This window comes from Clostridium sp. AF29-8BH (assembly GCF_003478145.1).
Classification (GTDB): domain Bacteria; phylum Bacillota; class Clostridia; order Lachnospirales; family Lachnospiraceae; genus Otoolea; species Otoolea fessa.
The window spans coordinates 15,917-28,674 of record NZ_QUEL01000014.1; the positions used below are offsets into that span (position 1 = coordinate 15,917).

Annotated in this window: 10 protein-coding genes; 8 read left to right on the forward strand and 2 right to left on the reverse strand. The window is 51.1% G+C overall.

Going from position 1 to position 12,758, the window contains the following annotated elements; all coding sequences use genetic code 11:
• Positions 1–6 precede the first annotated feature (6 nt).
• Together DWZ16_RS09430 and DWZ16_RS09435 are read right to left on the reverse strand one after the other, a co-directional pair.
• On the reverse strand, positions 7–672 hold the full coding sequence (locus DWZ16_RS09430; RefSeq protein WP_022359155.1) for an HAD hydrolase-like protein: 666 nt from the start codon (positions 670–672) through the stop codon (positions 7–9).
• Complete coding sequence (locus tag DWZ16_RS09435; protein ID WP_118522669.1) at positions 669–1,475, reverse strand: 3-deoxy-manno-octulosonate cytidylyltransferase; 807 nt, start codon at positions 1,473–1,475, stop codon at positions 669–671. The genes DWZ16_RS09430 and DWZ16_RS09435 overlap by 4 nt, the downstream gene beginning before the upstream one ends.
• A 523-nt stretch (positions 1,476–1,998) precedes the next feature.
• On the opposite strand from DWZ16_RS09435, the gene DWZ16_RS09440 reads away from it, so the two are divergent.
• The 8 genes from DWZ16_RS09440 (at position 1,999) to DWZ16_RS09470 (ending at position 12,756) form a co-directional block, all read left to right on the forward strand.
• Positions 1,999–3,930, forward strand: coding sequence for a thiamine pyrophosphate-binding protein (locus DWZ16_RS09440; RefSeq protein WP_107001453.1), 1,932 nt, complete (start codon positions 1,999–2,001; stop codon positions 3,928–3,930).
• A 16-nt stretch (positions 3,931–3,946) separates the two neighbouring features.
• Positions 3,947–4,882, forward strand: a complete 936-nt coding sequence (locus tag DWZ16_RS09445) for an NAD-dependent epimerase/dehydratase family protein (RefSeq protein WP_118522670.1) — start codon at positions 3,947–3,949, stop codon at positions 4,880–4,882.
• Positions 4,883–5,133: 251 nt separating this feature from the next.
• Positions 5,134–6,108: a glycosyltransferase family 2 protein gene (locus DWZ16_RS09450; protein ID WP_107001455.1), complete on the forward strand. Its 975-nt coding sequence runs from the start codon at positions 5,134–5,136 to the stop codon at positions 6,106–6,108.
• Positions 6,098–6,658, forward strand: coding sequence for a hypothetical protein (locus DWZ16_RS16850; protein WP_412694324.1), 561 nt, complete (start codon positions 6,098–6,100; stop codon positions 6,656–6,658). The genes DWZ16_RS09450 and DWZ16_RS16850 overlap by 11 nt, the downstream gene beginning before the upstream one ends.
• Positions 6,571–8,283: a glycosyltransferase family 2 protein gene (locus tag DWZ16_RS09455; RefSeq protein WP_412694325.1), complete on the forward strand. Its 1,713-nt coding sequence runs from the start codon at positions 6,571–6,573 to the stop codon at positions 8,281–8,283. Before DWZ16_RS16850 ends, DWZ16_RS09455 begins: the two co-directional genes overlap by 88 nt.
• Before the next feature lie 6 nt (positions 8,284–8,289).
• Positions 8,290–9,288, forward strand: a complete 999-nt coding sequence (locus DWZ16_RS09460) for a glycosyltransferase family 2 protein (protein ID WP_022359149.1) — start codon at positions 8,290–8,292, stop codon at positions 9,286–9,288.
• Between the two features lie 159 nt (positions 9,289–9,447).
• Positions 9,448–11,313: an LCP family protein gene (locus DWZ16_RS09465; protein WP_118522671.1), complete on the forward strand. Its 1,866-nt coding sequence runs from the start codon at positions 9,448–9,450 to the stop codon at positions 11,311–11,313.
• Between the two features lie 21 nt (positions 11,314–11,334).
• On the forward strand, positions 11,335–12,756 hold the full coding sequence (locus DWZ16_RS09470) for an undecaprenyl-phosphate glucose phosphotransferase (RefSeq protein ID WP_118522672.1): 1,422 nt from the start codon (positions 11,335–11,337) through the stop codon (positions 12,754–12,756).
• The last annotated feature ends 2 nt before the right edge of the window (positions 12,757–12,758 follow it).

The following is a 12,758-nucleotide window of genomic DNA, read 5'->3' on the forward strand; positions in this document are numbered from 1 at the left end:
GTAATTTTAAAAATTGACTCCCAGAAATGCCCCGATATCATGCGTATCCTTTGCCGTATAAACCGGCGCATATTCCTGCCATGCCTCCGCGGTATCTGGTCCGAAGCCGTAGGTAACTGCCATAAAATCGACAGCTGCCTCTTTGGCACCTTTTCCGTCGGAAGAGGTATCACCGATAAGAACTGCCTCGGATGGAGACAACTCCAAAGCTTTTAAGCACTTGTGCAGAACGTCAGCCTTCGTCATTTTGCTGGCAAAATCGCTGCCGCAGATGGAGTCACAGAGTTCTGTGAAATGGTAATGTTCCAGCAGGGTCAGCGCATAATCTTCACGTTTCAGGGTGGCAACCCCGATCTTGCAGCCCTGTGCGCGGAGTGCGCGGATCAGGTCTTTGATACCGGCGTATGGCTCGGCTTTCAGCAGGTCGTGATCCTTGTACTGGGTGCGGAAAATCTCGGTTGCGTGGTTCGCGGCGTCCTCGTCCAGTCCATAGAGGCGGATGAGCGACAGCTTGACGGGCGGTCCGATAAAGGTGCGGAGTGTCGCCTCGTCGAGGGCAGGTTTTCCAAGTGCTTCTACCGTGTGGCGCACGCTCGCAAAGACGCCTTCGGATGTATCGAGCAGCGTGCCGTCGAGGTCGAAGATCACGCCGCGGTATGTTTTCTTATTCATAGGGTGCTAGTCCTCCTGTGTAAAATCGCCTGTACTGTTTCAAGGTCGGCGGGGGTGTCTACGGAAAGCGTATATCCGCAGATGGGAAGAAATAGGATCGTTTTCCCATATTCGAGGAAACGCAGCAAATCCACGCCCTCGATCTGTTCCAGAATGCCCGGTCTGCTCTGGCAGAAGAAATCGAGCGATTCCCGCGTATAAAGCCCGATACTCACAAATTTCCGGGAAGGTTTGTCAAGCGTCCCCTTGCGGAATGGAATTGGCGCACGGGAAATGTAAAGCCCTGTGCCGTCCGGGCGGCAGACCACTTTTATGTTGGATGGATCGGCTGTCTCGGCATCGTTCGGGATATCTGCCATGGCATTGATGAGAAATGGACGTTGTACATTTTCTTTTGAGGTAATAACAGTAAGCGCCTGCTCCATAAAATTTTGCAGAATCTCCGGTGTCAGAAGCGGTTCATCCCCGCCGATCATCGCATAAAAATCAAATTTCCGCGAAGAAGCAGACTTGGAATCTTCCAGAATCGTCACCGCCTCCTGAATGCGGGAGGTCGGATTCTGATGGGAATGGGAGGTAAAAACCGCCTCAAATCCATATGTCTGACAAACAGCAGCAATCTCAGGGCTGTCGGTCGCAGCGTAAACGGCATCAAATACACCGCTGCCCCGCGCCGCCGCGAGAACCCGCACAACCATTGGAATCCCATCAATCTGTTTCAATGCCTTTCCCGGAAAGCGAACCGAATTAAGCCGCGCCGGAATCAGCGCGCAGACCTTTTTTTTCTGTGCTAATCGATTCATAAGACGTTCCTCTGTATGATAAAAATGCAGTTACATAAAGTAAACTGAACCGTAACGATTCAGGCATACCGACGTGAACCGGATGCCGACCTTTATTATAGAAAAGAAATAGGAAAAACACAAGACAACATAAGAAAAATATAAGTTGAGAAAAAAGACCGTAACTGTTCGCAGTAACAAAAGAACGTTTCAGAAGAAGGGAAAACGCCGTGCTGGCTATGAAAAGAGAAATATGTGTGATATAATGTGAACACTTGACGAGGTATTTTCGAGTCTAGTGAGAACATATACCTGACCACTTAATGAGGTGTTTCACGAATTTAGTGGTCATGGTATAATGAGCGCAGAAGAAAAGAATGCGGCTGCGAAGCGGACATATTCTTTTCTTGCGCCATTAACGAACGAACAGCCATGCGAAGCAGGGCGGTAGAGCGCGATAGCGCGGGTTCGTGAGTGGACGGGTGAGAATACGTTCTTATGATGTAGTATGACCACTTGACAAGGTATTCAGGAGGAAATCAAAATGAAACAGAAACTTTCTAATTATATAGCAGAAAAGCTTCTCGCATCCGGCATCACGGATGTGTTTATGATCACGGGCGGCGGCGCGATGCATCTGGATGACGCGCTGGGGCATCAGGAAGGACTTCACTGCCTCTACAATCATCATGAGCAGGCATGTGCGATGGCAGCGGAGGCGTATGCCCGCATCCACAACAAGATTGCGGCAGTGTGCGTGACGACGGGACCTGGCGGCATCAATGCGATGAACGGCGTTGCGGGCGGATTTCTGGATTCAATCCCGATGTTTGTCATTTCCGGACAGGTGCGTTATGACACGACAGCGCGCAGCACGGGACTTCACCTGCGCGCGATGGGCGATCAGGAGTATGATATCACCAAATCGGTTGCCAATATGACAAAATACTGTGAGATGGTGATCGATCCGATGCGTATCCGCTTCTGTGTGGAAAAAGCCCTGTATCTGGCTTACAACGGTCGTCCGGGTCCTACCTGGCTGGATATTCCGCTGAATGTGCAGGCGGCAATGATCGAGACAGACGATCTGATCGGCTTTGATCCGGAGGATTATGAGGCGGGCGGAACCGGCTGGGCGGCAGAGAGCGCGTCCGAGATTCCGGAGGATACCGCCGGAAAAGGTGAATTTCGTGCAAAACTTCCGGCACGTGTGACGAAGGAGACGGCGCGTGCGATCATCGAGAAAGTCCGCACCTCCAAACGTCCGGTGATCAATGCCGGAAATGGTATCCGTATCGGCGCGGCGCACGATGTTTTCATGCGCGTGGTTGAAAAGCTGGGAATCCCGGTTGTGACCGGCGCGGACAGCATCGACTGTATTTATGACGAACACCCGCTGTACATCGGAAAAGGCGGTAACGTCGGCGATCGCCCGGGCAACTTCGCGATCCAGAATAGCGATCTGGTGCTGTCGCTCGGAAGCCGTCTGAGTTTTCGCCAGGTCGGTTACCGTTTTACTACCTGGGCGCGCGAGGCGTATGTGATTGTGAATGATATCGATGCAGAAGAGCTGAAAAAGCCTACTCTGCATGTGGACATGCCGGTTCACGCGGATGTGAAGGATCTTCTGACCGTGATGGACGAGGTTCTTTCGGAGGAAGGAAAAGCGGACGGCGCGGCTTCGATGACGCAGGAGTACAAGGACGCGCAGGCAGAGTGGCTGCGTATCTGCCAGGGCTGGAAGCATGATTATCCGGTGGTTCTGCCGAAGCACATGAACGGCGGCACGGAGACAGAGGCAAACGTATATGCATTTGCGTATGAGATGAGCCGCCGTTTAAATGAGAACCAGATCGTGGTTGTGGGGAATGGATCTGCAAATGTTGTGTGTGGACACGCAAATATTGTGAAAAAGGGACAGAGATTTATCTCGAACTCCGGCATCGCTTCGATGGGCTACGGACTTCCGGCATCGATCGGCGCGTGCGTGGCAGATCACAGCCAGGATATTATCCTGATCACCGGAGACGGCAGTATTCAGATGAATTTACAGGAGCTTGAGACAGTTGTCAGCCACCGGATGCCGATCAAGATCTTCATTATCAATAACGGCGGTTACCATTCCATCCGCCAGACCCAGAAGAATTTCTTCGGCGAGCCGCTCATCGGTATCGGCGTGGACAGCGGCGATCTTGGATTCCCGAGTATGGAAAAGCTGGCGTGGGCGTATGGATTCCCATATGTATCGATTCATGGAAACAAGGAGCTGGGCGAGAAAGTAGAAGAAACGCTGGCGATGGACGGTCCGGTGATCTGCGAGGTATTTGTAACGCTGGATCAGAACTTTGAGCCAAAGTCCGCGGCGAAGAGACTGCCGGACGGAACGCTTGTATCGCCGCCGCTGGAGGATCTGTCCCCATTCCTGCCGGACGAGGAGATGGACCGTATCATGCTGATTCCGCGTATTAAAAAATAGTAAAGGAAACGATAGAATGAAGATAGTTGTCACAGGCGCCACCAGCTTTGTAGGTCTGGGGGCGGTGCGCGAGCTGTTACATCGCGGACATCAGGTATACGCCGTACTGCGGGAACATTCGACGAAAGCGGATCTGCTGCGGGAAAATGGAAAATTTCCGCAGGGACTCACGATTTTGGAGGAGGATCTGGGGAATCTCTCGAAACTGCCGGAACGGATTCCGGGCGGATGCGATGTGTTTCTCCATATGGGCTGGCGCGGTGCAGGGAGTGATTCACGGAAAAATGAGTCAGTCCAGGAGGAGAGCGTGCAGGACGCGCTGAATGCCGTCCGCGTGGCGAAAGACCTCGGATGCCGGCGGTTTCTCTTTACAGGTTCGCAGGCGGAGTATGGCGTCAAGAGCGAGCTGACAGACGAGGAGACGGTCTGCGAGCCGACCTCCCCGTATGGACGCGCGAAACTGGCAGTACGGCAGCAGGCGGAAGTGCTCTGCCGGGAACTGGGACTGGATTACGGGCATGCACGGATTTTCAGCACGTATGGACCGGTGATCACCCGTCGGTCGCTTCTTTCCTCCTGTGTCCGGGTCTTCCGGGCAGGGGAGAAGATGACGATGACCGCCTGCACGCAGCTCTGGAACTTCATGTATATTGACGATGCGGGGCGCGCCCTGGCGGATCTGGCAGAATATGCGGGAAATCTCGCGGATCATGGATGTGTCTACAATCTGGGCGGTCCGATGGATGAGACAGGACCGCTGCGCGGGTTTGTCGAGACGGTCTATGAGCTGTGCGGCAGGCAGGGCAGCATGGAATTTGGCGTCCGCCCGCCGAATGCAGAGGGAATCGTCAATCTGATCCCGGATATCCGCAAGATGGAGCGGGTGGTTGGCTGGAAGCCACAGGTATATTTTGAAGAAGGAATGAAGAGAATTCTGGCTTTTCAGAAATGATTTTTCTGCCCTCTGTGCAGAGTGACGGGAGAGAATGGTAAATATTTGGACATATTTTATCAGTTTATGCCAAGTAAATAGCGAAGCAGCCAAAAATCGTTAAGAAAATTGTAGGTTGTCAAAAGAGAGAAAGACGTTTAAAATAAAGGCAGTATAGCCGAAGCGGCTTTCTCTTTTTTTTGTGTTCGAAATTTGGTGGAACGAAACAGAAGAGTTCAAACAAAAAGCAAATTAATAGGAATCAGAAAAGTATGAAAAAAATCAGTATATTAATTCCCTGCTACAACGAGGAAGAGAATGTAGGTCCGATCAGCGAGGCGGTTGTGGAGACGCTGGAGCGCGATCTGCCGGAATATGACTATGAGCTTGTCTTTATCGACAATGATTCGACGGACCAGACGCGCCCGATTCTTCGGAAGATCTGCAGCGAGAATCCACGGATCAAGGCAATTTTTAATGCCAAAAACTTTGGACAGTTCAATTCCCCGTATTATGGAATGTTACAGTGTACCGGCGACTGCGTGATCAGCATGGTGGCAGATTTTCAGGATCCGGTCGATATGATCCCGAAATATGTCCATGAGTGGGAAAATGGCTACAAGATTGTCATCGGCATCAAGACGGGAAGCAAGGAAAACCCGATCATGTATGCGCTGAGGAGCTGCTATTACAAGATGATAAAGAAACTCTCCGATGTCGAGCAGATTGAGCATTTTACCGGTTCGGGTCTGTATGACCGCGATTTTATTGAGATTCTGCGGGAGCTTGACGATCCGACGCCGTTTCTGCGCGGAATCGTGGCGGAGCTTGGTTATAAGCGCAAGGAGATCCCGTATATCCAGCCGCAGCGCCGCGCAGGCAAGACACACAACAATTTTTACCGGCTCTACGATGCTGCGATGCTCAGTGTGACCTCCTATACGAAGGTCGGTCTGCGCCTGGCGACGATCTTTGGAAGTATCTGCGCGGCGATCAGTATGATCGTGGCGATTGTATATCTGGTGATGAAACTGCTTCACTGGTATGATTTTCCGGCTGGTATGGCGCCGGTTCTGATTGGAATGTGTTTTTTAGGGTCGGTTCAGATCTTTTTCATCGGTCTGGTGGGGGAGTATATTTTATCGATCAATTCGAGAGTCATGAAGCGTCCGCTGGTAGTGGAGGAAGAGCGGCTGAATTTTGATACACCGGTAAAAAAAGTTGGGGGCAAACAGCATGAAATGTAATGTCGATGTAGTTCGGATTCGTGAAAATTCGATTCAGCTCAATGGCTGGGCGATCGGAAAGACGCCGGAGACGGAGATCACCTATCAGGTTGAAGATGGGGCACATCAGCCGATCCGGTTTCAGTATGTGGCGACCCGCCGCGACGACGTCAGCCAGATTTATTTTGGGCGAACGGTAGAAAAAGAGCTTGGATTTGATATCCAGTTCCCGTATGAGCGCGGAAAAGATTATTATCTGATCGCAAAAGGCGAGGGACGCAAAATCCGCATTAAATATAATGAAGAACTGATCCGCAAGCGCAGCAGTGTGGCGCACAAGCGGATGCAGAAGATCCGCGATCTGATGAACATGGAGACTGTGCGGGTCTGCCTGGATTTCTGGAAGGAAAATGGTCTGAAAGCCCTGCTGGTAAAATCCAAGCACAAACTGCAGGGAATTGACAATGACTACGATTACGGCGAGTGGTATTCACTGACGAAGCGACGGCGGAGGAGCTGGAGGAGCAGAGGAAAAAGGTGTTTGACGCGCCGGTTAAATTCTCGATCGTGATTCCGGCATTTAAGACACCGGAGCGATTCCTGCGGGAAATGCTGGATTCGATCGCGGAACAGACATACGTAAACTGGGAGGTCTGCGTGGCGGACGGCAGTCCGGCAGGACAAAGCTGTGAGCGGGTGCTGGAGCAGTATGCGAAGAAGGACAGCCGCTTTAAATACGTAATTTTAGGCGAAAATAAGGGCATTTCCGGCAATACGAATGCAGCAATGGATATGGCGACCGGCGATTATATCGTGCTGGCAGACCATGACGATAAGCTGACACCGAATGCTCTCTATGAGTGTGCGAAACTGTTACAGGAACATCCGGGATGCGACTGCTTCTATTCGGATGAGGATAAGCTGGATATGGACGGCGGCGCTTTGTTTGATCCGCATTTTAAGCCGGATTTCAATATCGATCTGCTCTGCAGCGTCAATTATATCTGCCATCTGTTTGTCGTCAGCCACGATCTGGCAGCGCAGGTGGGCGGCTTCCGTCAGGAATACGACGGAGCGCAGGATTATGACTTCATTTTCCGTTGTACGGAGAAGGCGAAGGAGATCCGCCATATCCCGAAGGTGCTGTATCACTGGCGCTGCCACAAGGATTCGACAGCGAGCAACCCGGAGAGCAAGCTGTACGCATTTGATGCGGGTGCGCGCGCGATCATGGATCATTATAAACGCGTCGGTATCGAGGCGGAGCGCGTGGAAAAAGGTGTGGACTACGGCATTTATCACTCTGTATATAAAATTCAGGGGGAACCGCTGGTATCGATCATCATTCCGAATAAGGATCACCATACGGATCTGGATCTATGCCTGCGGGCGATTGAGACGCGGGCAACGTACCGCAATGTTGAGTTTATCATTGTAGAGAACAACAGCACGGAGAAGGAAACCTTTGAATACTATGAAAAGATTCAGAAGGAATTTTCCAATGTCCATGTGGTAACCTGGGAGCGCGAGTTTAACTATTCGGCGATCAACAACTTCGGCGTGACCTTCGCAAAGGGCGAATATCTGCTGTTTTTAAATAATGATACCGAGCTGATTGCGGAGAATTTCATCGAGGAGATGCTGGGACTGTGCCAGCGTGAGGACGTCGGCGCCGTTGGCGCGAGACTGCTCTATCAGGATGATACGATCCAGCATGCGGGCGTCGTGGTTGGTTTCGGCGGCATCGCAGGGCATACGTTTATCGGGCTTCATAAGGCGGAAAACAGCTATTTCCACCGTGCGATGAGTACACAGGATTACAGCGCTGTGACGGCGGCGTGCCTGATGACAAAGAAAGCGCTCTTTGATGAGGTCGGCGGCTTTACGGAGAAGCTGGCGGTCGCATTTAACGATATCGATTATTGCATGAAAGTGCGGGCATCAAATCATTTAGTGGTTTACAATCCGTACGCATTGCTGTATCATTATGAGTCGAAGTCAAGAGGACTGGAGGATACGCCGGAGAAGGTGGCGCGTTTTAACAGGGAGATCAAGATTTTCTCGGGGCGCTGGCCGGAGATCCTTAAAGATGGAGATCCTTACTACAATCCGAACCTGACGCTGCGGAAGTCCAATTTCGCCCTCAGGGATCTGAAAAAAGAGAAAATCGGAGAACCGTATCATCTGGAGGTATAACCCGGGATGGAGATTACAACGACAATTATTATTCCCAATTATAATGGGTTAAAGTTTATGGACGAATGCATCCGTTCACTGAATGCACAGACGTATCCGAATTTCCGGACGCTGGTGGTGGACAACGGTTCGACGGACGGAAGCGTGGAGTGGCTGAAGGAACATCAGATCGATACGATTTTCCTGCCGGAAAACACGGGATTTTCCGGTGCAGTCAACGTCGGAATCAAGGCGGCAGACACACCGTATGTGCTGCTTTTAAATAATGACGTCCGGGTGGACGAGTATTTCGTGGCGGAGATGGTGCGTGCGATCGGTCAGTCGGAGCGCATTTTTTCCGTCAGCAGTCGGATGATCCAGATGTACCATCCGGACAGGCTGGATGATGCAGGCGATATGTATTCCCTGCTTGGCTGGGCGTACCAGCGCGGCGTGGGACGGGATCTTACGCATTACCGCCGTTCAAGCCGGGTATTCTCGGCGTGCGCGGGCGCAGCGATCTACCGGAGAGAGGTATTTGAGGAGATAGGCTATTTCGATGAGATGCATTTTGCCTATCTGGAAGATATTGATGTGGGCTATAGAGCCCGGATTGCGGGTTATGACAATATATACTGCCCGGCGGCGCTGGTATGGCACGTCGGAAGCGGAACCAGCGGTTCCAAGTACAATTCATTCAAGGTTAAGCTGGCGGCACGCAACAATGTGTATCTGAATTATAAAAATATGCCGTGCTTACAGCTTATCATAAATGCGATTCCGATCGCAGCGGGGATTTTCGTGAAATATTCATTTTTCAGGAAACTCGGGTTTGGAAAAGATTATCTGGAAGGTCTGAAAGAAGGCATACGGACGGCAAAGAAGTGTAAAAAAGTGGCGTACCGCCCGGAACGGCTTAAAAATTATCTGGCGATAGAGCTGGAACTTTTAGCCGGGACATTTCTCTATGTCTATGAATTTGCTGTGAGACAGATCGAGAAAAAAGCAGCATCTGATAAATCGTGAGGAAAAGGTTAGAGTTGTTACTGGGCACGTATGAGTGGACAGTAACTTAGAGTTTGCGCGATGTGTGAACGGTCATGGTTTAGCAGATGCAACACGGAGAAAGGCTGCTTATCAGACAATGTCTGAGCGGCAGCAAGCAAGTGAAAGATGAGGTAGCTTATGAATTATGAGGATGATGAGCTGGAGCGCATGAGGGCGCGCCGCGAGGGCAGAAGCAGCCGTGCCAGTCAGGCAGGGTATTCTTCGCGCGGCAGTTCTGCTTCCGGCACCAGCCGCAGAAGAGTCAGCAGTACAGTCGAAAATAGCCAGAGAAAAGGTGAGGCGGGCAGCAGTTCAGTACGTTCCGGCTACAGCGGTCCTAAGAGCGCTGGAAGTGGAAAAAAGAGTTCGGGACGCCGCGGCAGCCATTACCGTAAATCGGCGCGCCACAGAAAGCATATGATCATTGCGGCGGAGATTGTCGTGATTATATTGATGATTCTGGGCGGTGCGTTCTGGTATATGTATCACAGAACCTTCGGTTCTATGCAGAAGATTGATTTCAACGAGGACCAGGTTAAGAACGTCAACCTGTCCCAGGAACAGATCGATGATATGAAGGGCTACATGACCGTAGCGTGCTTCGGTGTCGATTCGCGAAGTCAGCACGGGCAGATGAATGTCGGAAAAGGTACGAACGCGGATGTCAACATGATTGCCAATATCAATCTGGAGACGGGTGAGATCCGCCTTGTATCGGTATTCCGGGACAGTTATCTGAATATCAACGATAAAAACTCTTATAATAAGATCAACGCCGCTTACGCACAGGGCGGTCCGGAGCAGGCAGTTAAGGCGCTGAATAAGAACCTGGGTCTTAACATTACCCAGTATGCGACGTTCAACTGGAAAGCGGTTGCGGATGCCATCAACATTCTGGGCGGTGTAGATGTCGAGCTGAGCGATGCAGAGTTCTCCTGGATCAATGCCTTCATCACGGAGACCGTAAAGGAGACTGGTATCGGTTCTCATCAGCTGACCCATGCGGGCAATGTACATCTGGATGGTATCCAGGCAGTTGCATACGGACGTATCCGTTATTCAGATACGGACTATGCGCGTACCGAGCGTCAGAGAATTATTCTTCAGAAAGCCTTTGATAAGGCAAAAAATGCAGACTGGGCGACACTCAACTGTCTGATTCAGACGATCATGCCGCAGCTTGCAACCAATGTTGATATTACGGATTTGATTCCGCTGGCACGCAATATCGCGAAGTTCCATATCGGTGAGACCGCCGGATTCCCGGCAGCCAGAGGCGAGCAGGATGTTGGAAAGATCGGCGACTGCGTTATCCCGCAGACACTGGAGTACAACGTAAAAGAGCTTCATAAGTTCCTGTTTGATGAGGAAGATTATCAGGTTCCGTCCAATGTCAAGGAGTATAGCAACCATATCGCGCAGGTAACAGGTCTTACGACGAATGCGAAGCTGATCGGTCATGTTCCGGTCGATCAGGGTGTCAGCGCCCAGACGTTTATCAAGAAACGGGCGAGCCGGATTGCCGCGCAGGCAGCGGCGAAGGATGCCGCTAAGAAGTCATCGACGAGTGCTTCGGACGAGTCGGATGACGAGAGCGGGGATGAGACCAAGAAGGGCGAGAGCGAGAGCTCGATCGGATTGGACGAGATCTTTGATCCGGATGAAGACTGGATTGACTGGGAGGAAGAAGAGTCGAAGAGCAACAGCAGTAAGGGACCAGGAACAACGACGACTCCCGGCAAGAAAAATCATACGGATAAGACAACCGAGGCGGATGATTCTTTATCCGGACCAGGCAGCACATCGGAGACGAAGTCTTCCATTGCAAAACCGGGATCTACAACCACGACAGCGGCAGAGACATCGGCATCCAGTGAAAAGACTTCTCCGGGTGCGTCGGATAATTCCGGTGTGAAAAGTCCGGTCACAGAGATTCAGGAACCGGGGGATTCCGGAAACAGCGATGCAGCAGGCCCCGGCGGTCCGGCAGGTCCGGGAGCTTAATCTGAATTCAGGTGATATACTATGATAAAAGATAACCAGAAACGGCTGAACCATTTCCACGTAGTGCTGGACGCATGTGTCATTGCATGCGCCTACGCACTTGCGTGGTTTATCGTCAATGGAACGTCGTGGTTTAATGTAACAGGGCATAATAAGAGCGCAATGGCAGTCGTCTATCTGGCGGCTGGCGTTCTTATTGTACCGTTTTATTTGATTTTATACGCATTTTTTCATCTTTACACGCCCAAACGGGTTCAGGGAAGACGGGTGGAGTTAGCCAATATTTTTAAGGCGAACATCATCGGTCTTTTGGTGATCTCACTGATGCTTTACCTGGGCGGTAAAAATGAGTATTTCCACAACTTCTCCCGTCCGATGGTATTTTTGTTTTTTGGCATCAATCTCTTTGCTGAGATTCTGATGCGGAATATCCTGCGGATAGCGCTCCGGTCGATGCGGTCGAAGGGATATAACCAGAAGCATCTGCTTCTGGTCGGTTACAGCCGGGCAGCGGAAGGATTTATTGACCGTGTGAATGTCAACCCGGAGTGGGGCTATAAAATCCGCGGTATTCTGGATGACCATGAGGAGTGGGGCAAAGAATATAAGGGAGTGCGCGTGATCGGCAAAATTGACGATCTGGATATGATTCTGGCGCTCAATACGCTGGATGAGATCGCGATCACCCTGAGCATCCAGGAGTATGGAAAACTGGAAAAAATCGTGGCAGGCTGTGAAAAATCGGGTGTGCATACGAAATTTATTCCGGATTATTATAACTTTATCCCGACCCGTCCGTTTATGGAGGATCTGCAGGGACTTCCGGTGATCCACATCCGCCATGTGCCGCTCACGAATCTGCTCAACGCAACGATGAAGCGGACGATGGATCTGGTCGGCGGCATGATGGCGCTCATCCTGTTTTCACCGGTGATGCTGGTGACGGCGATTCTTATAAAGGCGACTTCGCCGGGACCGGTCATTTTCTGTCAGGAGCGGGTGGGACTTCACAATAAGCCGTTTAAGATGTATAAGTTCCGCTCGATGGCGGTACAGTCGGCGGCAAAGGAGAAAAGCCAGTGGACGACGCCGGGAGACCCGCGTGTGACTCCGATTGGAAGATTTATCCGGAAGACGAGCATTGACGAGCTTCCGCAGCTGTTTAATGTTCTGAAGGGCGATATGAGCCTGGTTGGACCGCGCCCGGAACGCCCGTTTTTCGTTGAAAAATTCAAGGAAGAGATTCCGCGTTATATGATCAAACACCAGGTGCGTCCGGGAATGACCGGATGGGCACAGGTCAATGGTTACCGGGGCGATACCTCGATCACGAAGCGGATTGAGCATGATCTGTATTACATCGAGAACTGGACGCTGGGATTTGATTTTAAAATCATGTTTTTGACGGTTTTTAAGGGCTTTATAAATAAAAACGCGTATTGATG